At 68.8% G+C, this 21259-nt stretch carries 19 protein-coding genes; 4 read left to right on the top strand and 15 right to left on the bottom strand.

Features of this window, described 5'->3' with window-relative positions; translation table 11 throughout:
- From frr to rpsB, 4 genes are all read right to left on the bottom strand, one after another.
- Entirely contained in the window at positions 1–558 is a 558-nt protein-coding gene (gene frr, locus RIC31_RS23295) for a ribosome recycling factor (RefSeq protein WP_350113723.1), read from the bottom strand.
- A gap of 5 nt (positions 559–563) precedes the next feature.
- Entirely contained in the window at positions 564–1319 is a 756-nt protein-coding gene (pyrH, locus tag RIC31_RS23290; protein ID WP_350113720.1) for a UMP kinase, read from the bottom strand.
- A 43-nt stretch (positions 1320–1362) separates the two neighbouring features.
- Entirely contained in the window at positions 1363–2283 is a 921-nt protein-coding gene (gene tsf, locus RIC31_RS23285) for a translation elongation factor Ts (RefSeq protein WP_350113717.1), read from the bottom strand.
- An 86-nt stretch (positions 2284–2369) separates the two neighbouring features.
- Entirely contained in the window at positions 2370–3242 is an 873-nt protein-coding gene (gene rpsB, locus RIC31_RS23280) for a 30S ribosomal protein S2 (protein ID WP_350113713.1), read from the bottom strand.
- Positions 3243–3444: 202 nt separating this feature from the next.
- On the opposite strand from rpsB, the gene RIC31_RS23275 reads away from it, so the two are divergent.
- Positions 3445–3765 carry a hypothetical protein gene (locus RIC31_RS23275; RefSeq protein ID WP_350113711.1) on the top strand — a complete coding sequence of 107 codons (321 nt, stop codon included), beginning with the start codon at positions 3445–3447 and terminating at the stop codon, positions 3763–3765.
- A 3-nt stretch (positions 3766–3768) separates the two neighbouring features.
- Here the strand turns inward: RIC31_RS23275 and RIC31_RS23270 are convergent, their stop codons facing one another.
- Together RIC31_RS23270 and dnaE are read right to left on the bottom strand one after the other, a co-directional pair.
- Entirely contained in the window at positions 3769–5295 is a 1527-nt protein-coding gene (locus tag RIC31_RS23270) for a M81 family metallopeptidase (RefSeq protein WP_350113709.1), read from the bottom strand.
- Between the two features lie 82 nt (positions 5296–5377).
- On the bottom strand, positions 5378–8866 hold the full coding sequence (dnaE, locus tag RIC31_RS23265) for a DNA polymerase III subunit alpha (protein ID WP_350113706.1): 3489 nt from the start codon (positions 8864–8866) through the stop codon (positions 5378–5380).
- Positions 8867–9111: 245 nt separating this feature from the next.
- Here dnaE and RIC31_RS23260 point away from each other — a divergent pair, with 245 nt between their 5' ends.
- Positions 9112–10344 (top strand): pentapeptide repeat-containing protein, encoded by a 1233-nt coding sequence (locus RIC31_RS23260; protein ID WP_350113703.1) that lies wholly within the window; start codon positions 9112–9114, stop codon positions 10342–10344.
- Between the two features lie 35 nt (positions 10345–10379).
- Here RIC31_RS23260 and RIC31_RS23255 read toward each other — a convergent pair whose 3' ends face one another.
- From RIC31_RS23255 to RIC31_RS23225, 7 genes are all read right to left on the bottom strand, one after another.
- Positions 10380–11081 carry an ABC transporter ATP-binding protein gene (locus RIC31_RS23255; RefSeq protein WP_350113700.1) on the bottom strand — a complete coding sequence of 234 codons (702 nt, stop codon included), beginning with the start codon at positions 11079–11081 and terminating at the stop codon, positions 10380–10382.
- Entirely contained in the window at positions 11074–12321 is a 1248-nt protein-coding gene (locus RIC31_RS23250; RefSeq protein WP_350113697.1) for a lipoprotein-releasing ABC transporter permease subunit, read from the bottom strand. Before RIC31_RS23250 ends, RIC31_RS23255 begins: the two co-directional genes overlap by 8 nt.
- A gap of 46 nt (positions 12322–12367) precedes the next feature.
- On the bottom strand, positions 12368–13681 hold the full coding sequence (gene proS / locus RIC31_RS23245) for a proline--tRNA ligase (RefSeq protein WP_350113694.1): 1314 nt from the start codon (positions 13679–13681) through the stop codon (positions 12368–12370).
- Between the two features lie 112 nt (positions 13682–13793).
- Positions 13794–14309 (bottom strand): MarR family winged helix-turn-helix transcriptional regulator, encoded by a 516-nt coding sequence (locus RIC31_RS23240; RefSeq protein WP_350113691.1) that lies wholly within the window; start codon positions 14307–14309, stop codon positions 13794–13796.
- Positions 14310–14406: 97 nt separating this feature from the next.
- The gene (gene mmsB / locus RIC31_RS23235; RefSeq protein WP_350113688.1) at positions 14407–15288 is read right to left on the bottom strand and encodes a 3-hydroxyisobutyrate dehydrogenase; all 882 of its coding nucleotides are present in this window, start codon (positions 15286–15288) and stop codon (positions 14407–14409) included.
- An 80-nt stretch (positions 15289–15368) separates the two neighbouring features.
- A complete protein-coding gene (locus RIC31_RS23230; RefSeq protein ID WP_350113685.1) occupies positions 15369–16454 on the bottom strand; it encodes an enoyl-CoA hydratase/isomerase family protein in 1086 nt (361 codons plus the stop codon).
- Between the two features lie 39 nt (positions 16455–16493).
- Positions 16494–17636, bottom strand: a complete 1143-nt coding sequence (locus RIC31_RS23225; RefSeq protein WP_350113682.1) for an acyl-CoA dehydrogenase family protein — start codon at positions 17634–17636, stop codon at positions 16494–16496.
- Between the two features lie 190 nt (positions 17637–17826).
- Here RIC31_RS23225 and hemB point away from each other — a divergent pair, with 190 nt between their 5' ends.
- Entirely contained in the window at positions 17827–18864 is a 1038-nt protein-coding gene (gene hemB / locus RIC31_RS23220; RefSeq protein ID WP_350113679.1) for a porphobilinogen synthase, read from the top strand.
- Here the strand turns inward: hemB and RIC31_RS23215 are convergent.
- Both RIC31_RS23215 and RIC31_RS23210 read right to left on the bottom strand, forming a co-directional pair.
- Complete coding sequence (locus RIC31_RS23215; protein WP_350113676.1) at positions 18851–19936, bottom strand: YheT family hydrolase; 1086 nt, start codon at positions 19934–19936, stop codon at positions 18851–18853. The genes hemB and RIC31_RS23215 overlap by 14 nt on opposite strands.
- Positions 19926–20810: an alpha/beta fold hydrolase gene (locus RIC31_RS23210; protein ID WP_350113673.1), complete on the bottom strand. Its 885-nt coding sequence runs from the start codon at positions 20808–20810 to the stop codon at positions 19926–19928. The genes RIC31_RS23215 and RIC31_RS23210 overlap by 11 nt, the downstream gene beginning before the upstream one ends.
- Before the next feature lie 157 nt (positions 20811–20967).
- Here RIC31_RS23210 and RIC31_RS23205 point away from each other — a divergent pair, with 157 nt between their 5' ends.
- A complete protein-coding gene (locus tag RIC31_RS23205; protein WP_350113670.1) occupies positions 20968–21258 on the top strand; it encodes a hypothetical protein in 291 nt (96 codons plus the stop codon).
- Position 21259: the final 1 nt, after the last annotated feature.

The raw sequence follows: 21259 nt of genomic DNA, 5'->3' as shown, positions 1-21259 counted from the left end.
TCAGACCTGCATGATGTCCTTTTCCTTGGATGCCAAGGCCTCGTCGATGGCCTTGACGTGCTTGTCGGTCAGCTCCTGGATCTCATCCTCGTAGAGGCGCTTGTCGTCCTGGCTGATCTCGCTGTCCTTCTCCATCTTCTTCAGATGGTCCATGCCGTCACGGCGCACGTTGCGGACCGCCACCCGGGCGCTCTCGGCGTATTTCGAGGCGACCTTCACCAGCTCGGCCCGCCGCTCCTCCGAGAGGTCCGGCAGCGGCACCCGGATCAGCTGGCCATCGGACTGCGGGTTCAGCCCCAGGTCCGACTCGCGGATCGCCTTCTCCACCGCCTTGGTCATCGAACGGTCCCACACCTGGACCGAGATCATCCTCGGCTCGGGCACGCTGATGGTGCCCACCTGGTTCAGCGGCATACGGGCCCCGTACGCCTCCACATGGATCGGCTCCAGCAGGCTGACCGAGGCGCGCCCGGTCCGCAGTCCGGCGAACTCGCTCTTCAGCGCGCTGACGGCTCCGTCCATGCGCCGTTCGATGTCGTCGAGATCGAGGTCCGCCATGTCCCCTACTCCGTGATTATCGTGAACCGTCCCTTACCCTGGACCACGTCGGCGAACGCGCCGTTATTGTGGATCGAGAACACCAGAATCGGAATGTCGTTCTCGCGCGCCAGCGAAATCGCCGACGCGTCCATTACCTTAAGGTCGTGGCGCAGGACGTCCATATAGGTGAGTTGCTCGTAACGCTTGGCGTCCGGCACCTTCATGGGATCCGCGTCGTACACGCCGTCGACCTTGGTCGCCTTCAGGAGCGCCCTGCAGCCCATCTCGGAGGCCCGCAGCGCGGCCGCCGTATCGGTCGTGAAGAACGGGTTGCCGGTCCCGGAGGCGAAGATCACCACCCGGCCCTTCTCCATGTGCCGCATCGCGCGGCGACGGATGTAGGGTTCGCAGACCGCCGCGATCGGCAGTGCCGAGAGCACCCGGGTCGGGATGCCGCGCCGCTCGAGCGCGCTCTGCATGGCGAGCGAGTTCATGACCGTCGCCAGCATGCCCATGTAGTCGCCGGTCGTGCGCTCCATGCCCGAAGCGGCCGCCGACATGCCGCGGAAGATGTTGCCGCCGCCGATGACGAGGCAGACCTCGATGCCGATCGAGTGCACCGACTCGATCTCGCCGGCCACCCGGTCGACCATCTCCGGGTCGATGCCGTAGGCGAGGTTGCCCATCAGGGCCTCGCCGGAAATCTTGAGCAGCACCCGGGAATACGGCCCGGGTGCTGCCCTATGGTCGGTCTCTGATTGGTCGGTTTCGGAGCCCATCGCCCTTGTCCCTCCGGTCGCCGGCGGCCGCTCCTGTTCTACATCAACCGGCGAGCGCTGCCACTTCCGCAGCGAAGTCCGACTGCTCTTTCTCGATGCCCTCGCCGAGCTGCATCCGGACGAAGCCCGTCAGGGCCACCGGTGCACCGGCGTCCTTGGCTGCCGCCTCGACGACCTTGCGGATCTGGGTCTCGCCGTCGATCACGAAGGTCTGCTCGAGCAGCACGACCTCCTGATAGAACTTGCGGATCCGGCCTTCGATCATCTTGTCGATGATGTTGTCCGGCTTGCCCGACGCGCGCGCCTGCTCGACCAGCACCGCCCGCTCGCGCTCGACCGCCGTCGGGTCGAGGTCGTCGGTGGACAGGCTCTGCGGCGCCGCCGCCGCGATGTGCATGGCGATCTGCTTGCCGAGATCGGCCAGCTTGGCCTTGTCGCCGGTCGACTCCAGGGCCACCAGCACGCCGATCTTGCCGAGACCGGGCTTCACCGCATTGTGGACGTAGGGGACGATCACGCCGTCCGACACCGCGACCGAGGCCGCGCGCCGGATCGACATGTTCTCGCCGATCGTCGCGATGTTGTTGGTCAGCTCCTCGCCGACGCTTCGGCCGGTGCCCGGATAGGCGATGCCCTTCAGGGCCTCGACATCGGTCCCGTTGGCGAGCGCCAGCGACGTCACGGTCTCGACGAAGGACTGGAAGCCCTCGTTGCGGGCCACGAAGTCGGTCTCGGAGTTGACCTCGACCACCGCGCCCTTGGTGCCGTCGACGGCGACGCCGACCAGTCCCTCGGCCGCGACCCGGCCGGACTTCTTGGCCGCCGCCGCCAAGCCCTTGGTCCGCAGCCAGTCGACCGCCGCCTCCAGGTTGCCGTCAGTCTCGCTCAGCGCCTTCTTGCAATCCATCATGCCGGCGCCGGTCTTGTCGCGCAGTTCCTTCACCAGGGCTGCCGTAACCGCCATCGTTCTCATCCTCGTCGTTCGATATGGACGCCGGCGCCGACCCCCGGGGCCGGCGCCGCTCTCATCCGCCAGTCAGTCGGTCGCGATCAGGCCTGGGCCTGCTCGGCGACCTTCTCCTCGGCGACGGCCTCGCCCTCTGCCGCAGCACCCTCGGCCGAAGCACCCTCGGCCGGAGCACCCTCGGCCGCCGCTTCGGCGACCTCGGCCGCCAGCGCCGGCTCGGACGGCGCCTCGGCGCTCTCCCCGACGTCGGAACCCGAGGCCATCATCTCGGCCTGCAGACCGGCGAGCACGGCATTCGCCACCAGCTCGCAATACATCGACACCGCGCGCATGGCGTCGTCGTTGCCCGGGATCGGGAACTGCACGCCGTGCGGGTCGCAGTTGCTGTCGAGCACCGCCACCACCGGGATGCCGAGCTTGTTGGCTTCCTGGATCGCCAGGCTCTCCTTGTTCGTGTCGATCACGAACAGGATGTCCGGCAGGCCGCCCATCTCCTTGATGCCGCCGAGCGCCCGCTCGAGCTTCTCGCGCTCGCGGGTCAGGCCGAGGGTCTCCTTCTTGGTGAGGCCGAGGGCCTCGGAGCCGTCGAGCTGCTCCTCGAGATCGCGCAGACGCTTGATCGAGTGCGAGATCGTCTTCCAGTTGGTCAGCATGCCGCCGAGCCAGCGGTGGTTGACGAAGTACTGGCCGGAGCGCTTGGCCGCCTCCGAAATCATGTCGGCCGCCTGGCGCTTGGTGCCCACGAACAGCACCCGGCCACCCTTCGCGGTGGTGTCGCGGACCGCCTCGAGCGCCCGATGCAGCATCGGCACCGTGAGGCGCAGGTCCAGGATGTGGATGTTGTTCCGGACGCCGAAGATGTACGGTTCCATCTTCGGGTTCCAACGGCGGGTGTGGTGGCCGAAGTGCACGCCGGCTTCAAGGAGCTGGCGCATGGTAAACGTCGGGACAGCCATAATTTTCCTCACATTCTCCGGTTTCGCCTCCACGGGTCTTGGTCGAGGCGACGCCTCGACACCGGAGCGACGACAGGCGACCGAAGGGTTTCGGCCGTCCGCCACCGCGGGCCCGTGTGCGGGATTGAGCGGGCGCCTATCTACTCTCCCCGGCCGGATTTTGCAAGCGTCGGGCAGCGCTTTCACGGCAACAGGCCTTGCCGTGGCGGTCCTCGCGGCGGGTGTCGGCGACGCCCGTGCCGGCGAGCTGGGCGACCGGATCGCCGAGACCCTGTGCTACCCGCCGAGCGCCACGCGGCTCGCCCTGTCGGACGACGACGGCGCGAGCTACCGGCAATCCGACCGCCTGTCCGGCGACTACCGGGACATCCAGGGTGCCGACGCCCGCGCCTGGTTCGAGAAGTCGCCGGGCGGTGCCGTCTGCCGCACCCCGGCCGACAGCGGGCTGACCCTGTTCTTCTGCGCCGCCGTGAGCCATGCCGGCGGCGTCCTGACCAAGGACCGCGCCCGGCTTTGCCCGTGACCGCTAGGACGGCAGCGCCCAGCCCGCGTCCGAATCGAGCGGAAACACCGGGCGCGGCAGGCCCTGCCAGTCGAAGTTCGCGAGGTTCGGCGAGGTCAGCCCCGGTACGTCGACCTCGCGGATCCGCTCCGGCGGAAACAGGTGCTGGAAGCCGGCACGGAAATGGCCCCGCGACTTCACGACGATCGACCGCGCACCGGCAACGTCGATCCCGAACGCCTCGAAGAAGTCGCTCGACAGACATTGCTGGCGCTTGCTGATCGCCACCAGGGTGACGCCGTCGAGCGCCAGCACGGCAGTCCGGCCGAGATCCACGGACTTGCCCTCGACCATGCCGTGGCGGCCGACGAACCGGCCGTCGTGCAGGTGCACGACGCGCGCGTCCCAGGACAGCGGATCGGAGAACCGCGCGGTCTCGCGGGTGTTCAGGTCGGCCCGGAAGCCGTTGCCCTCGCCGGCCGCAAAGGCCTGCTCGACCAGGGCGGGATCGAAGAACACGCCGGCGATGCAGCCGTGCACGCCGGCCGCCAGGAAGGCCGCCAGGATGTAGGTGGTGTTGCCGCGGCCGCCGCCGCCGGGGTTGTCGGCCGGATCCGCGAACAGAAGCGACGGGCTCATCGGGTCGGCACCGGCCGCCAGGGCCTGCGCGACCGCGTCGTCGAGCCCGATCATGCGGGGCACGTAGCGCCCGCGGTCGGCCCAGCCGGCCGCCGCGAGCTCGACCGCCAGACGCTTCGCGAGCGCCGGGTCGTCCCGGGTCGTCACGATCACCGTCATGCCGTTCTTCGGCGTGTCGGCGAAGGCGAAGCCGGCCAGGATGGTGACGTTCATCACCCGGTCGTCGAGCTTCGACTGCCCGAGCCGGATCAGATCGCCGTAGGGATGACCGTCGGCGGTCAGCAGCGTGACCGAGGGTCCGACCAGCGGCAGCCGGACCCGGAACGCCGTCGGCCGCACGCCGGCCATCAGCTCCTCCAGCAGCCGCGCCGCCTCCGCGCCGCGCTCGAAGATGTCGACATGCGGGTTGGTGCGATAGCCGACCAGGACGTCGACGCTGTCCATCATGACGTCCGAGACATTGGCGTGCAGGTCGAGGGTCGCCACCACCGGGACATCCGGCCCGACGGCCCGCCGCACCAGCGCGAACACCTCGCCGTCGGGATCGTGGGTATGGGTCGCGGTCGCGCCGCCATGCTCGGCGATATACACCCCGTCCAGCGGCCCGGCCGCGGCCAGCCCAGCCTCGAACTCGGCCAGCAGCCCCTTGAAATAGTCCTCCTCGACCGGTCCGGCCGGCTGCGAGGCGGCATGGACGACCGGCACCGGCTGCCAGCCGGACCGGCCGTAACGCCGGTCCATCTCGGCATAGAACCCGGAGATCCCGGAATAGATCGCGGGATGCTCGGCCCGCGCCTCGCGGTCGATCTCGGCCCCGCGATAGGTGCCGCGCTGCTCGAAGTCGGCCCGCCCGCAGGGTGGCGCGAAGGCGTTGCTCTCGAGCGCGAAGCCGAGGACGGCGATGCGTTTCATCGGATCTCTCCGGTCGATCGAAGACGCCCAGCCTGCCACTCAAGGCGACGGCGCGAAACCCACCTCCGCCATCGGCAGCCGCTCAGAGATCGCGCACCAGATCGATTCCGGGGATCGCCTTCACCGCCCCGCGCAGCTGGCTCGACACCTTGTAGGCGTCGGGCAGGACGATGCCGACGTCGCCTTCGCCGGTCGGCACCACCACCCGGATGCGGCCACGGCCGCGGCCCTCGTTGGCGATCAGCGACCGCAGCGGCTCCAGCGCCCGGGTATCGCGCACATGGATCTCCAGCCCGGCCGCGGTCTGCTCGACCGCCTTGTCGAGCGGCTCCAACCGCGAGGCGAGCAGCCGCATGGCGTCGTCCTCGACCCGGGCGTCGGCCTTCACCAGCAGCGGCTCGCCGGAATCCAGCAGTTCGCGGCTGACCGCCAGCACCTCGGAGAACAGCGTCACCTCGAACACCCCGGTGCGGTCGGTCAGCTGCACGAAGGCGAAGCGGTTGCCCGACTTCGAGGTGCGGATCTGCTTGCCCACGACGATGCCGGCCATCGTCAGCCGGGTCGTGCCACCCTTCGCGCGGGTCTCGGCGAGGGCGCGGTCGGACGGCACCACCTTCAGGCGGCCGAGCGACTCCTCATAGGCGTCGAGCGGATGCGCCGAGAGATAGAAGCCGAGCGCGTCGAACTCCTCCTTCAGCCGCTCCATCGGCGGCCAGTCCGGGCGGTCCTTGAGGCGCAGCCGCGTCGGCTCGCGGCCACCGTCGACCGCGAACAGATTGACCTGGGTGGAATCGCGCTCGCTGGCCGCCGCGCTGACGTGCCGGACCACGGTCTCCAGGCTCTCGAACAGCTCGGCCCGGTTCGGGTGCAGGGCGTCGAAGGCGCCGGCCTTCACCAGGTTCTCGAGCAGGCGCTTGTTGACGTGCTGCGGGTCGGCACGGTCCGCGAAGTCGCCGAGGCTGCGGAACGGCCCGCCCTCGTCGCGAGCCGTCGCCAGCGCATCCATCGCCGCCCCGCCGACGTTCTTGATGGCGGCCAGGGCGTAGCGGATACCCATGCGGCCGTCGGCCAGGCGCTCGACCGCGAAATCGCGGCGCGAGCGGTTGATGTCCGGCGGTAGCAGCGGGATCTTCAGCTTCTGCAGTTCCTGGCGGAAGGTGTTGAGCTTGTCGGTGTTGCCCATGTCGTAGGTCATGGACGCCGCCAGGAACTCGACCGGGTGGTTGGCCTTCAGGTAGGCGGTGTGATAGGCGACCAGCGCATAGGCGGCGGCGTGGCTCTTGTTGAAGCCGTAGCCGGCGAACGCCGCGATCTGGTCGAAGATCCCGCTGGCCTGTGCCTCGTCGACCCCGTTGTCGACCGCGCCCGACACGAACCTCTCGCGCTGGGCGTCCATCTCCTCCTTGATCTTCTTGCCCATGGCCCGGCGCAGCAGGTCGGCGCCGCCGAGGGTGTAGCCCGACAGCCGCTGGGCGGCCTGCTGCACCTGTTCCTGGTAGATCATGATCCCGAAGGTCTCGGTCAGCACCGGCTCCAGCCGCGGGTGCATGTAGTCCGGCTTCTCATCGCCGTGCTTGCAGGCGATGTATTTCGGGATGTTGGCCATCGGGCCCGGGCGATACAACGCCACCAGCGCGATGATGTCCTCGAAGCGGTCGGGCCTCAGGCGGCGCAGCACGTCGCGCATGCCTGAGCTTTCAAGCTGGAACACCCCGGTGCTCTCGCCGCGCGCCAGCATCGCGTAGGTCGGTTCGTCGTCGAGCGGGATCTTCGACAGCTCGAGCGGGATGTCGCGCTCCCTCAGCAGGTCGATCGCCCGCTGCAGCACCGTCAGCGTCTTCAGGCCCAGGAAGTCGAACTTCACCAGGCCGGCCGGCTCCACCCACTTCATGTTGAACTGGGTGACCGGCATGTCCGAGCGCGGATCGCGGTACAGCGGCACCAGCTGCGAAAGCGGCCGGTCGCCGATCACCACCCCGGCGGCGTGGGTCGAGGAGTTGCGGTACAGGCCCTCGATCTTGAGGGCGACCCGGATCAGGCTGGCGACGTTCTCGTCGGAATCGCGCTGGCGACGCAGCTCCTCCTCCGAGGTCAGGGCCTGCGCCAGGGTGACCGGGTTGGCCGGGTTGTTCGGGACCAGCTTGCAGATCCGATCGACCTGGCCGTAGGGCATCTCCAGCACCCGGCCGACGTCGCGCAGCGCGGCGCGCGCCTGCAGCTTGCCGAAGGTGATGATCTGGGCGACCCGGTCGCGGCCGTACTTCTCCTGAACGTAGCGGATCACCTCGTCGCGGCGGTCCTGGCAGAAGTCGATGTCGAAGTCGGGCATCGACACGCGCTCCGGGTTCAGGAAGCGCTCGAACAGGAGGCCCCAGCGCAGCGGGTCCAGGTCGGTGATCAGCAGCGAGTAGGCGACCAGGGAGCCGGCGCCGGAACCGCGGCCCGGTCCGACCGGGATGTCGTGCGCCTTGGCCCACTTGATGAAGTCCGAGACGATCAGGAAGTAGCCCGGGAAGCCCATCTGCTCGATGACCCCGAGTTCCATGTCGAGCCGGGCATGGTAAGGCCGGGCGACCTCCTCGCGACGTCCGGCGTCCATGTCGGCCGTGAACACATGCGCTTCCAGCCGCGCCAGCAGTCCTTCCTCGGCCTGGGCCCTGAGCTCCTCCGCCTCGGTGCGGCCGGCCTCGGTCTCGAAGCGCGGCAGGATCGGGTCGAGCTTGCGCGGCATGTAGGAGCATCGTCGGGCGATGACGATCGTGTTGTCGACCGCCTCCGGCAGGTCGGCGAACAGCTCGCGCATCTCCTCGGCCGACTTGAAGCGGTGATGCGGCGTCACCCGGCGGCGCTTGGGGTTGCCGACCGTCGTGCTCTGGGCGATGCACAGCAACGCGTCATGCGCCTCCGACATCGCCTCGTCGGCGAAGAACACCTCGTTGGTCGCGACCAGCGGGATGTCGTGGGCATAGGCCAGGTCGACCAGCCGCCCCTCGATCCGGTTCTCCTCCTCCTCGAAATGCCGCTGCAGCTCGACATACAGCCGTCCCGGGAACAGCCGGTTGAGATGCAGGAGCATGGCCTCGGCGTCGACGTCGCGCCCTTCCAGGAGCATCCTCCCGACCGCGCCCCGCGGCCCCGCCGTCAGCGCGATCAGCCCCTCGGTCGCACCGTCCAGCTCGTCGAGCGCGACCTGCGGCTCTTCCTCGCCGGAAGATTCCATGTAGGCCCGGCTGACCACCTCCATGAGATTGCGGTAGCCGGCCTCGGACTGCACCAGCAGCAGCAACTGGTCCGGCTGCACGTCGCGGCCGCCCACGACGCGCAGCCCGCGCCGGTCCGGTTCCGCCGGCCGCCGGACCTTCAGCTGGACACCGACGATCGGCTGCACCCCCTCGTCCGATGCCGCGACCGAAAACTCCAATGCTCCGAACAGGTTGCCGCTGTCGGTGATGGCGACGGCGGGCATCCCATTGGACTTCGCCAGCTTCACCAGCTGCTTCGCGTGAATCGCCCCTTCCGCCAGCGAATAGGCGGAGTGGACGCGAAGATGGACGAAGTCGGCGTGGCTCATTTTCGGCTCCGGCGGCGGATCGTTCATCATTTCATGCCGGCCGCGGCCGGTCACGGTCAGCGGCTCGGGTCAAGGTTCGTGCGGGTCTGCGGGCGTTCGCGGAGACCGGGCCGGACACGACTCGGTTTCGCCCTCTTAACCGATATCGTGGGTACGTGTTTACCGAGTCTTTACCGACTCACCCGCATTCTGCGCGAACCCAGCCGGGGGGAAACCGGACCTGCCACAACCGACGCGTCAGAAAGATGCCCCCAGCCGTTCTCACCCGCCCAATCGATGTTCCCTTCGAGACCGCGAAGGCGATCAAGGCGCACGAGGCTTACCTGAACGGCCGGCCGAACGGCCGACGGCTGGTGCTGAAGGGTTCGAATCTCAACGGCAAGACCGTCGACACTCTCGACCTCCGGCGCGCGATCCTGACCGGCGCCAGCTTCGTCAAGGCGAACGCCCGGGTCACCGACTTCTCGGACGCCGACCTGTTCGGGGTCGACTTCTCGCAGGCCGACCTGCAGTCGGCGAATTTCGAGAAGGCCGACCTGCGCGGCGCCAACTTCGCCATGGCCAACCTCTCCGGCGCCGTCCTGCGCGGTGCCGACATGCGCCCGGGCCATGTCGTGCAGTGGGGCGAGGAGGAGAAGCGCAGCACCAGCTTCACCGACGCCAACCTGGACGGCGCCGACTTCACCGGCTCCGACATGTCGGAGGCGAACCTGTCGGTCAGCAGCGCGCGCGGCGCGGTGTTCCGGGATGTGGTGCTGCATGCGGTCAACCTCGCCGGGGCCAACCTCTCGGGCGCCGACCTGTCCGGCTGCAACCTCAAGAACGCCAACCTGACCGGCACCAACCTGGACGGCGCCAACCTCAAGGGCGCCAACCTCGCCGACGCCAATCTCCGCAACGTCGACCTGTCCAAGGCGATCCTCGACAACACCAACCTGATGGGCGCGATCCACCGGGACGCGGAACACAGTCTGCCCGAGGAGATCGAGCAGGCCCTGCGGTTCCACAGCACCTGGATCGCCAGCAACGGCCGGCTCGGCATGCGCGCGGTCCTGACCGGCAAGGATCTGCGCGGCCTGGACTTCTCGAGCTGCGACGTGCGCGGCGTGTCGTTCGAGGAAACCGACCTGAGCGGCTCGGCCTTCGTCCGCTCCGAGCTGTTCCTGACCTCGTTCCGGAAGTCCAACCTCGAGGGCGCCGACTTCTCGCTGGCGCGGCTCGCCGGCACGAACTTCACGGAGTGCCGGCTGTCCAACGCGAGCTTCGTGGGCGCCCGCATCGAAGGCGCCGAGATCCTCGATCCGGCCGGGCACCGCACCGGCAAGAGCCTGCCGGTCCGGTTCCGCAGTGCCGACCTGCAGGACGCGAACTTCGTCGGGGCGATCCTCGACGGGGTCGACCTTACCGGCGCCAACCACGCCGGATCCCGGCTCGACCAGGCGACGATCAAGAACGCGTCGGGACTCGAGAAGAACTGAACCAGACCGCCCGCCCCCAGCCCCTGGGGCCGGCTTCACGACCGCGGTCGTCGCGCCTGCTCCACAACCGTCCCGTCCTTCAGCTCCAGCGTCCGGTCCATGGTGGCCGCCAGATCCAGGTTGTGGGTGGCGATCAGTGCCGCCAGGCCGGTTGCGCGGACGATTCGGGTGAGCTGCGCGAACACTTCCGCGGCGGTCTGCGGGTCGAGGTTGCCGGTCGGCTCGTCGGCCAGCAGGACCTGCGGCACGTTGGCGATCGCACGCACGATCGCCACCCGCTGCTGCTCGCCGCCCGACAGCTTCGCCGGTCGATGCGACGCCCGCCGCTCCAGCCCGACCATCTTGAGAAGCTGGTCGGCGCGCTGGCCGGCCTCGGCCCGCGACAGGCCGGCCACCATCTGCGGGATCATGACGTTCTCGCGGGCCGAGAACTCCGGCAGCAGATGGTGGAACTGGTAGACGAAGCCGATGGTGTCGCGCCGCAGCCGGGTCCGGCCGGCGTCGCCGAGCCCGGCGCAGTCCTTGCCGTCGACGAGAACCTTGCCCGAGGTCGGCGCCTCCAGCAGGCCGGCGATATGCAGCAGGGTCGACTTGCCGGCGCCCGACGGGCCGACCAGGGCGACCAGTTCGCCCGGGCGCAGCTCGAAATCGACGCCGCGCAGGATGTCGAGCGCGCCGTCGCCGGACCCGAACCGGCGGGTGACACCCTCCAGCCGCAGCACCGGCTCGCTATTCATAGCGCAACGCCTCGACCGGATCGACGCGGGCGGCCCGCCATGCCGGATAGATCGTGGCGGCGAAACTGAGCAGCAGCGCCATCAGGATGACCGAGCCGACCTCCCAGGGATCGACCTCGGCCGGCATCTTGCTCAGGAAGTAGATCACCGGGTCGAACAGCTTCACGCCGAGCAGGTTCTGCAGGCCCTGCCTGATCGCCTCGATGTTCTCGCAGAACAGCAGGCCGAGCGCGCTGCCGAACGCGGTGCCGAGCACGCCGACGCTGGCCCCGGTCATGAAGAAAACCCGGGTGATCATGCCCCGCGTCGCCCCCATGGTGCGCAGCACAGCGATGTCCCGGTTCTTGTCCTTCACCAGCATGATCAGCGAGCTGATGATGTTGAAGGCCGCCACCAGGATGATCAGCGTCAGGATCAGGAACATGACGTTGCGCTCCACCTGGAGCGCGTTGAAGAAGCTCGAGTTCTGCTGCTGCCAGTCGACCGGATACAGCTCCGGCGGCAGGCTTTCCAGCAACGGGAGCCGGAACCGCCTGATGTCCTCCGGGTCGAGCGTGAAGACCTCCAGGGCGTTCACGGTCGCCCCTATCTTGAAGAAGGTCTGGGCGGCCTCCAGGGGCATGTACACGAAGGTGTTGTCGTATTCGAACATGCCGACGTTGAAGAGGCCGACGATCTCGTAGGCCTTCATCCGCGGCACGCTGCCCATCACCGTGACCGAACTGGTCGGCGAGATCAGCGTGACCCGGTCGCCGACCCCGACCCGCAGGCGCTGCGCCAGCCGGGCGCCCAGGATCACCGCGTCGTCGCCCTGGAAGCGGTCGAGCGATCCGGCGTCGACATGCTCCGCGATCAGCCGCTTGGCCTTGAGGTCGCTCGGCCGGATGCCGCGCACGACCGCGCCGGAGGCGGCGCCGTTGACGGTCAGCATCGCCTGACCCTCGACCTGCGGGGTCACGCTGAAGATTCCGGGAATCGAGGCGACCTGCACGGCGGCTTGGTCGAAGTTCTCGATATAGCCGGTGCGCGAGTACACGGCCGCATGGCCGTTCAGCCCGAGGATGCGGCCCATAAGCTCGCCCCGGAAGCCGTTCATCACGCTCATGACGATGATCAGGGTCGCCACGCCCAGGCCGATGCCAAGCAGCGAGAACGCGGCGATCACCGAGATGAACCCCTCCTGCCGGCGGGCCCGCAGGTAGCGCATCGCCAGCATCCGCTCGAAGGCTCCGAAGATCATTCGGGCAGTCTCCTCGGGGACGACGGCGAAATCGGGGCGCGCCCGATCACCCGGTCAGCCGGTTGAGGGCAGCTTCGGGAGTCATCTCCTCGCGCTCGCCCGTCCTGCGGTTCTTGACCTCGACGACCCCGTTGGCGATGCCGCGCGGGCCGACGATCACCTGCCACGGCAGGCCGATCAGGTCCATGTTCGCCAGCTTCGGCCCCGGCCGCTCCTCGCGGTCGTCCAGCAGCACCTCGACCCCGGCGCTCTCGAGCCTGGCGTAAAGGTCCTCGGTGGTGGCGTCGCAGCCGGCGTCGCCGACCTTGAGGTTGACCAGGCCGACCTTGAACGGCGCCACCGGCTCCGGCCAGACGATCCCGGCATCGTCGTGGCTGGCCTCGATGATGCCGCCCACCAGCCGCGAGACGCCGACCCCGTACGACCCCATGTGGACGGTGACTTCCTTGCCGTCCGTACCGGCCACCTTGGCACCCAGCGGGTCGGAGTACTTGGTGCCGAAATAGAAGATGTGCCCGACCTCGATGCCGCGGGTCCGCACGAGGTCCCCATCGGCCACCGGGCAGGTGGCCTGGTCGTGCTTCTCGTCGGTCGCCGCATAGCGCCCCAGGCAGGCGTCGACGATCGGCTGCAGGTCCGAGTCGTAATCGACATCCGCCGGCACCGCATCGACGCTCAGCCAGTCCTTGTGGCAGAACACCTCGCTCTCGCCGGTCTCCGCCAGGATGATGAACTCATGGCTCAGATCGCCGCCGATCGGCCCGGAATCCGCGGCCATCGGGATCGCCTTCAGGCCGAGCCGGTCGAAAGTCCTGAGATACGCGACGAACTGCCGGTTGTAGGCGCGTTTCGCCGCCTCGAAATCGAGATCGAAGGAGTATGCGTCCTTCATCAGGAACTCGCGGCCGCGCATCACGCCGAAGCGTGGGCGGACCTCGTCGCGGAACTTCCACTGGATGTGGTAGAGCCGGCCCGGCAGTTCGCGGTAGCTGCGCACGTGGGTCCGGAAGATGTCGGTCACCACCTCCTCGTTGGTCGGCCCGTACAGCATGTCGCGGTCGTGCCGGTCCCGGATGCGGAGCATCTCCTTGCCGTAGTCCTCGTACCGCCCGCTCTCGCGCCACAGGTCGGCCGACTGGATGGTCGGCATCAGGATCTCGTGCCAGCCGGCGGCGTCCTGCTCCTCGCGGACGATCTGCTCGATCTTCTTGAGCACCCGGAAGCCCAGCGGCAGCCAGGAATAGATCCCGGCACTCGCCTGCTGGATCATCCCGGCCCGCAGCATCAGGCGGTGCGAGACGATCTCGGCCTCTCGGGGCGTGTCCTTCAGAGTCGGCAGGAAATAGCGGGAAAGTCGCATGGACCCTTCTCACGTCGTCGCGGCGAGGCGCGCACTCTATGAAAGGGGGTCGGGGCTGTCCAAGGGAAATGCCGGGCGCAGCGCCCGGCCTGTCGACCGCCACGGCGCCGGATCAGAGGATCGTGCCGCGCAGGTTGAAGTTCAGCATCGAGATCCAGAAACGCTCCAGCTGCCGGTAGGACACGCTGGCCGCGTTCAGGTGTTCCGGCGCGATGTTCGATTCGGCCAGTGAACCGGCATGACGCTCGAACATGTCGCCGATCTGCCCACAAAGCGCGAGCCCCTTGTCCGACAGGCGCACCCGGATCGAGCGCCGGTCATGGGTCGAGCGCTCCTGCACCAGATAGCCGTTCTCGACCATCTTGCGGACGTTGTACGACACGTTGGAGCCGAGATAGTAGCCGCGGTTGGTCAACTCGCCGACCGTCAGCTCCTCCTCGCCGATGTTGAAGAGGATCAGCGCCTGGATGTTGTTGATGTCCTCGACGCCGATGCGGTCGAGTTCGGTCTTAACGACCTCCAGGAACTGACGGTGCAGCCGCTCGATAAGCTTGATAGCCTCGAGGTACTCGCGCTTTACGGCTGATCCGACGTCAGTCGGAGCGATGCTTGGATCGGGCGTCGACATGGTCGCAGTTTAACCGATCATCTCAACCTCTGGAAACCTGATCGCATCTAGCCCACAACCTCCCTTTAAATCAACGAGTTTCGAATTGTCGGATGCGTCAGTTCGCGCGCAGCATCTGAATGATGCCCGAGAAGTCCACCGCTCCGTGGCCCGATTCCACATAGTCCCTGTAGAGTCGCGCGGCCTCGCGGCCCAGCGGAGTGGCCGCATGAACCGCCTCGGCGGCGTCCTCCGCCAGCGTCAGGTCCTTCAGCATCATCGAGGCGGTGAAGCCCGGTTTGAAGTCCCGATTCGAGGGCGCCGACTCGACCAGGCCGGGCACCGGGCAGTAGTTCGTCATCGACCAGCACTGGCCCGAGGCCTTCGACGAGATGGCGAACAGCCGGGCGGTATCGAGGCCGAGCTTTTCGGCCATGGTGAACGCCTCGCTCACGGCGATCATGGAGATCCCGAGGATCATGTTGTTGCAGATCTTGGCCGCCTGGCCGTTGCCGGCGCCGCCCGCATGCACGATCGTCTTGCCCATCTTCTGCAGGAACGGCTCGGCCCGGGCGAACGCGTCGTCGGGGCCGCCGACCATGAAGGTCAGCGTGCCGCCGGCGGCGCCCGCGACACCGCCGGACACCGGGGCATCGACCATAGCCAGCCCGGCCTCGGCAGCGTCGGCGGCGACCGCGCGCGCGCTCTCGACGTCGATGGTCGAGCAGTCGATTAGCAGGGTCCCCGACGGCACCCGGCCGATGACCGATTCGCCGTAGACCGTCCGCACATGCTCTCCGGCCGGCAGCATGGTGACCACCACCTCCGCCCCGTCGACCGCGCCGGCCGCGGTGTCGACCGCCACGCCGCCGTCGGCGGCCAGCGCCTCGACCTGCTCGGTCGCCATGTCGAAGCCCTGCACGGTGTGGCCGGCCTTGACCAGGTTGCGGGCCATGGGCAGGCCCATATTGCCGAGGCCGATGAAGCCGATGGTTGCCATGGTGGTCTCTCCCTCAGATCCGGTTGCTGCCGGTGGTTTCAGCGATGCTCGTGCCGGGAACCGTGCCGGTCAAGCCGGGGCTACAGCGAGAACTCACGGCCTGGAACCGGATCGAAGAAGCTCGCCACCAGCGCCGCGGACACCCCCTCGATGCTGTCCGGCCGCCATTTCGGGGCGTGGTCCTTGTCGACCAGTATCGCCCGGACGCCTTCGAAGAACTCGGTCCCGGCGATGCAGTGCTGCGACATCCGGTACTCCATGGCCAGCACCTCGGCGAGATTCGACATGGACCGTCCGCGGCGCAGCTGCTCGAGGCTGATCTTCAGGCTGGTCGGGCACTTGTGACGAAGCGTCGCGGCGGTCTCGGCGGCGAAGCCGGAGCCGTCCGCGGCCGCCCGGTCGAGCGCCTCCAGGATGCCTTCCACCGACGATTCCGCGAAGCAGCGGTCGATCAGCTCGCGGTGACCGGCCGTCGGATCGTCGTCGGGCGCCTCGGCGAACCGGTCGAGCACGTCGTTGATCGCGGTCCGGCCGTCGCTGGCCTCCGCGATCGTGGTCGCCAGCGCGGCTTCCAGCCCCTGCAGCCGGGTGCTCGGGACGTAGTGCGTCGCCACCCCGAGGGCGACCGCGCCGGCGGCGTCGAGCCGGGCGCCGGTGAGCGCCAGATAGGTCCCGAACTCGCCGGGCAGCCGCGGCAGGAACCAGCCACCGCCGACGTCCGGGAACAGGCCGATCCCGGTCTCCGGCATGGCGAACATCAGGCGCTCGGTGACGATCCGGTGCGAGCCGTGGACCGACAGGCCGACGCCGCCGCCCATGGTGACGCCGTCCAGCAGCGCCACATAGGGCTTGGAGAACGCATGGATTGTGTGGTTGAGCCGGTATTCCTCCAGGAAGAAGGTCTTCGACAGCTCCGACGGCCCCTTGCCGCCCAGGTCGTCGACGATCGAGCGGTAGACCGCACGCACGTCGCCACCGGCGCAGAACGCCTTCTCGCCCTCGCCCTTGATCAGCACGGCCTTGACCGAATCGTCATCCTCCCAGGCCTCGAGCTGCGGATGCATCTTGCGGATCATGCCCAGGGTCAGTGCATTGAGCGCCTTCGGGCGGGTCAGCTCGACGGTGGCCAGGCCACCCTCGACGGTGAAACGGATCTCGTCGGACACCGGCGTCTCCAGAACTCGACAGGGTTGGCGGAGCCGGCCTCAGTCGGCCAGCAGCTTGCGCGCAATGATCACGCGCATGATCTCGTTGGTCCCCTCCAGGATCCGGTGCACCCGCAGGTCGCGCAGCAGCCGCTCGACCGGGAAGTCCCGGAGATAGCCGTAGCCGCCGTGCAGCTGCAGCGCCTCGTCGACCACCTTGAAGCCGACATCGGTGGCGAAGCGCTTGGCCATGGCGGCGTGCTGGGTGGCGTCCGGCGACCGGGCGTCCAGGCTGGCGGCCGCGCGGTGCACCATCAGCCGGGCGGCGTCCAGCTCGGTCGCCATGTCGGCGAGCCGGAACTGGGTGGCCTGGAAGTCGGCGATCGGCTTGCCGAACTGCTTGCGGTCCTTCACGTAGCCGAGGGCCTGCTCGAGTGCCGCCCGGGCCCCGCCGAGCGAACAGGCGGCGATGTTGATGCGGCCGCCGTCCAGCCCGGCCATGGCGATGCGGAATCCCTCGCCCTCGCCGCCGACCAGGTTCTCGGCCGGGACCTTGCAGTCCTCGAAGTTCACCATGGCGGTGGGCTGGCTGTTCCAGCCGAGCTTGCGCTCCTTCTTGCCGAAGCTCAGGCCCGGCGTGCCGTTCTCGACCAGGATGCAGGACACGCCCTTCGGGCCGTCGCCGCCGGTGCGGCACATCACGGCGTAGAGGTCGCTGCTGCCGCTGCCGGAGATGAACGCCTTGGTGCCGTTCAGCACGTAGTGGGAGTTGCCGACCTTGTCGGCCCGGGTCTTCAGGGCCGCCGCGTCGGAGCCCGAGCCCGGCTCGGTCAGGCAGTAGCTGGCGACGGTCTCCATCGACGCCAGCTTCGGCAGGAAGCGCCGGCGCACCTCCTCGGTGCCGAACCGGTCGACCATCCACGAGACCATGTTGTGGATCGACAGGAACGCCGCCGTCGACACGCAGCCGGCCGACAGCTCCTCGAAGATCAGCGCCGCGTCGAGCCGGCCGAGCCCGGACCCGCCGACGTCGTCGCGCACGTAGATGCCGGCGAGGCCGAGGGCCGCCGCTTCCTTCAGCACGTCGACCGGAAACACCTCGTCCTCGTCCCAGGCCGCCGCGTTCGGGGCGAGCTTCTCCTGCGAGAAGGCCCGCGCCATATCCCGGATCGCCTGCTGCTCCTCGCTGAGCGCGAAATCCATGGGTCGACTCCACCGTGGTCGCGATCCGCCGGATATGCGGGCGGGCCGTCGCCGCTGTCAACGCTGCCCCCGCGTCAATCGCCGCCGGAACCCCGTGGCGACAGGCCGCGGACGCGGAAATTGCATGCCCGGCCACGCGGCCTATGATCGCGCGAGACCCTCGCGCCGACGGGGGACGAGGGAGACGACGATGCCGTTCAATGGACACCCGACCGGGCCGAAGGTTCCGACCGTGACGCCGGGCTTTCCGACCACCAGGATGCGCCGCAACCGCCGTACCGAATGGTCCCGTCGTCTGGTCGCGGAAACCCGGCTCGGCGTCGACGACCTGATCTGGCCGGTGTTCGTCCATGCCGGCGACGAGCCGCAGGTGCCGATCCCGTCGATGCCGGGGGTGGTGCGGCATTCCGTGGACGCGCTGGTCGACGCGGTCGGCGACGCCGCCGCGCTCGGCATCCCGATGGTCGCGGTGTTCCCGTATGTCGAGCCCGCGCTGAAGGACGCCGAGGGCAGCAACGCCGTCGATCCCGACAATGTGGTGTGCCGGGCGGTGCGGGCGATCCGGGCGGCCGGCACCGAGATCGGGGTAATGTGCGACGCCGCGCTCGACCCGTTCACCTCGCACGGCCACGACGGCCTGATGCGCGGCGAGGAGATCCTGAACGACGAGACGGTCGAGGTGCTGGTGCGGCAGTCGCTGATCCAGGCCGAGGCCGGCTGCGACGTGATCTCGCCCTCGGACATGATGGACGGGCGGATCGGGGCGATCCGGTCGTCGCTCGACGCCGCCGGCCATGGTCACGTCCAGATCATGGCCTATGCCGCGAAATACGCCTCCGGGTTCTACGGGCCGTTCCGCGACGCGGTCGGCTCGGCCTCGACCCTCGGCAAGGGCTCCAAGGCGACCTACCAGATGCAGCCGTCGAACAGCGACGAGGCGCTGCGCGAGGTCGCCCTCGATCTCGCCGAGGGCGCCGACATGGTGATGGTGAAGCCGGGCATGCCCTATCTCGACATCGTGCGCCGGGTGAAGGACAGCTTCGGCGTCCCGACCTTCGCCTACCAGGTCTCCGGCGAGTACGCGATGCTGCGCGCCGCCGACGAGCGCGGCTGGCTGGACGGCGACCGGGTGATCATGGAGTCCCTGCTGGGCTTCAAGCGGGCCGGCGCCGACGGCGTGCTGACCTATTTCGCGGTCGAGGTCGCCCGCAAGCTCAAGGCCGGCTGACGGCGCCGTCGCAGGCCGCTTCCAGGAAGCCGAGCATGCAGTCGTCGGACCACACCCGCCCGCCCGGCGCATGGAATCCGACATGCCCGCCCTGTGCCGGCAGCAACGGTATCAGGTTGCGGTTGGCGTCCCAGTCGTAGCCCCTGTAGGCCGCTGCCGGGATCCACGGATCGTCGAGGGCGTGCAGCACCAGGGTCGGGACCGGTATGTCGGCCAGGAAGCCGGTCGCGGAGCACCGGGCGTAGTAGTCGGCGGCGCTGTCGTAGCCGTTGCGCGGCGCGGTGATCCGCTGGTCGAAATCGACGATGTCGCGCACCGACCGGAGAGCCGCCAGCAGGTCGCCGGACACCGGTTCCGGGGCGGCGGCCGCATCCAGCTTCATGCGCCGCAGAAGCCAGCGATGGTACAGCCGGTTGCGCGGTGACCGGATCCGCTCGGCGGCAGCGGCCAGGTCGATCGGCGCAGACACCGCAACGGCGGCGCGGATCGGGTGTGCCGCCCCGAACTCGGATAGCCCCTTCAGCAGCAGGTTGGCGCCGAGCGACCAGCCGACCAGCACCAGGCCATCGGCCGTCAGGCCGTCCGGCAGACGCTGCAGGACCGCGTCGAGGTCCTCCGAGCGGCCGGAATGGTACTGCTCCCGGCACAAGGAACGACACGCCCCGGCCCCTCGCAGGTTGAGGCGCAGGACCGGAAAGCCCGCATCCAGCAACCGGCCGGCCGCGCGCAGCAGGTAGCGACTGTCGGCGCAGCCGGTCAGGCCGTGCACCAGCACCGCGAGCGGCCGCCCGGCGACCGGATGGCGGGGCCGTTCCAGCACAGCCGTCAGCCGGTCGCCGGTGCCGTCCGGCATCTCGAACTGCAGGAGCGTGGCGCTCGCCGGGTCGTGCGGGTCGGCGGCCGGGACCAGGACGTCGCGCAGGGTCTGCAGGTCGCTACCCCACCAGGGCCAGCGCGGCCGGAATTCCGGAAACCCGGGAGCAACGGGGGGCAGCCCGCGATCCGCCGGACGCCCACCCGGGCGTTCGGGCCGCAGCGGCCAGAAATCCTTCGCGACGTCGTCAGACGGCATCGGCCGCCGTGTCCTCCTCGTCTTCCTCGAACGACAGCAGCCACTCGTGCACGACCTGGATCTGGTCCTCGCTCATCAGCGCCGGCGCGTGGCCGCAGCCCGGGAACTCCACCAGGTCGGCCTTGGGCCCGCGTTGCGTCATCTCGCGGGCGGTGTCCCGGGTCAGCAGGTCGGAGTCGGCGCCGCGCAGCACCAGGACCGGGCACTGGATGGCATCCCAGACCGCCCACAGGTCGACGTCTTCCATCGGTTCCTTGAAGGCGTCGCCGATCGCCGGATCGTAATGCAGCGCGTAGGTGCCGTTCTCCTGGCGGACGGTCGAGTGCAGGGTCAGGTCGGACCAGGCGACCTCGTCCGGGATGCCGAAGTCGGCATAGGCCTCGTGGAAGTAGTCCGCGGCCTCCTGGTGGTTCCGGAACCGCGGATCCTTGCCGACCCGCTCGCCGATCCGCTCGAGCGCCGCCTTCGGAATGAACGGACCGACATCGTTCAGGACGAGCCGGCGGATCGGGCTCTCGGGCTGGGCCGCCATCAGCATGCCGATCAGCCCGCCCATCGAGGTGCCGATCCAGTCGACCTGCTCGAGGCCGCGATAGGCCAGCAGCGCCTCCATGTGCTTGAGGTAGGTGGGGTAGCCGTAGCTGGCCTTGTCGGCCAGCCAGCCCGACCGCCCGCGCCCGGCGACGTCGACCTCGATGACCCTGAAGTCCCTGGCCATGGCGGTCGCCAGCCGGTCGAAATCGCGGCCGTTGCGGGTCAGGCCGTGGACACAGATCACCACCCGGTCGCGCGAACGCTCGCCGAAGTCCATGAAGGCGAGCCAGACCGTGCCGTTCTGGTCGGTGTAGGGGAAACTGCCGGCACTCGGGCGCATCGCGGCCTCGTATGGGGGTTCTCGGAAGCTGCAGTCTCCGGCGGTTTCCGGCGGAGTTCAACCGGTGCGGCAATGTCCGGTGCGTCGACCTGCCTGCGCGGAACCGCTCCGCCGTCCTGACGGTTCCCTTACCGGCAACCATCACAGGAGCATGACAATGGCCGAAACCACCAAGACCGCGGGCGCCGACGTTCAGGCCGAGTTCGACGCGCTGCGCCGCGACATCTCGAGCCTGACCGACGCCGTCAGCCGGCTCCTGGGCGAAACCGCCGACGATGTCCGCGACCGCACCCGCGATCGCGTCCAGAAGACCGCCACCGCCGCCCAGCAGGCTGCCAGTTCCGCCGGCACCCGCGTCACCGACTTCGTCGAGGAGAAGCCGACCACCTCGCTGCTGATCGCTTTCGGCGTCGGCCTGCTGTTCGGTACCTTCGCGCGCCGCTCCTGAC

Source organism: Thalassobaculum sp. (assembly GCF_040219615.1).
Taxonomy (GTDB): domain Bacteria; phylum Pseudomonadota; class Alphaproteobacteria; order Thalassobaculales; family Thalassobaculaceae; genus Thalassobaculum_A.
This window is presented reverse-complemented; position numbering and strand designations above follow the sequence as displayed.

What these genes read in the sequence shown, in the direction of transcription:
- tsf (WP_350113717.1), bottom strand. Translation starts at nt 2,283, where the DNA reads ATGGCGGTTACGGCAGCCCTGGTGAAGGAACTGCGCGACAAGACCGGC.
- RIC31_RS23205 (WP_350113670.1), top strand. Translation starts at nt 20,968, where the DNA reads ATGGCCGAAACCACCAAGACCGCGGGCGCCGACGTTCAGGCCGAGTTC.
- dnaE (WP_350113706.1), bottom strand. Translation starts at nt 8,866, where the DNA reads ATGAGCCACGCCGACTTCGTCCATCTTCGCGTCCACTCCGCCTATTCG.
- RIC31_RS23210 (WP_350113673.1), bottom strand. Translation starts at nt 20,810, where the DNA reads ATGCGCCCGAGTGCCGGCAGTTTCCCCTACACCGACCAGAACGGCACG.
- RIC31_RS23225 (WP_350113682.1), bottom strand. Translation starts at nt 17,636, where the DNA reads ATGGATTTCGCGCTCAGCGAGGAGCAGCAGGCGATCCGGGATATGGCG.
- proS (WP_350113694.1), bottom strand. Translation starts at nt 13,681, where the DNA reads ATGCGACTTTCCCGCTATTTCCTGCCGACTCTGAAGGACACGCCCCGA.
- RIC31_RS23215 (WP_350113676.1), bottom strand. Translation starts at nt 19,936, where the DNA reads ATGCCGTCTGACGACGTCGCGAAGGATTTCTGGCCGCTGCGGCCCGAA.
- pyrH (WP_350113720.1), bottom strand. Translation starts at nt 1,319, where the DNA reads ATGGGCTCCGAAACCGACCAATCAGAGACCGACCATAGGGCAGCACCC.
- RIC31_RS23250 (WP_350113697.1), bottom strand. Translation starts at nt 12,321, where the DNA reads ATGATCTTCGGAGCCTTCGAGCGGATGCTGGCGATGCGCTACCTGCGG.
- RIC31_RS23240 (WP_350113691.1), bottom strand. Translation starts at nt 14,309, where the DNA reads ATGTCGACGCCCGATCCAAGCATCGCTCCGACTGACGTCGGATCAGCC.
- RIC31_RS23270 (WP_350113709.1), bottom strand. Translation starts at nt 5,295, where the DNA reads ATGAAACGCATCGCCGTCCTCGGCTTCGCGCTCGAGAGCAACGCCTTC.
- RIC31_RS23260 (WP_350113703.1), top strand. Translation starts at nt 9,112, where the DNA reads ATGCCCCCAGCCGTTCTCACCCGCCCAATCGATGTTCCCTTCGAGACC.
- rpsB (WP_350113713.1), bottom strand. Translation starts at nt 3,242, where the DNA reads ATGGCTGTCCCGACGTTTACCATGCGCCAGCTCCTTGAAGCCGGCGTG.
- frr (WP_350113723.1), bottom strand. Translation starts at nt 558, where the DNA reads ATGGCGGACCTCGATCTCGACGACATCGAACGGCGCATGGACGGAGCC.
- mmsB (WP_350113688.1), bottom strand. Translation starts at nt 15,288, where the DNA reads ATGGCAACCATCGGCTTCATCGGCCTCGGCAATATGGGCCTGCCCATG.
- RIC31_RS23255 (WP_350113700.1), bottom strand. Translation starts at nt 11,081, where the DNA reads ATGAATAGCGAGCCGGTGCTGCGGCTGGAGGGTGTCACCCGCCGGTTC.
- hemB (WP_350113679.1), top strand. Translation starts at nt 17,827, where the DNA reads ATGCCGTTCAATGGACACCCGACCGGGCCGAAGGTTCCGACCGTGACG.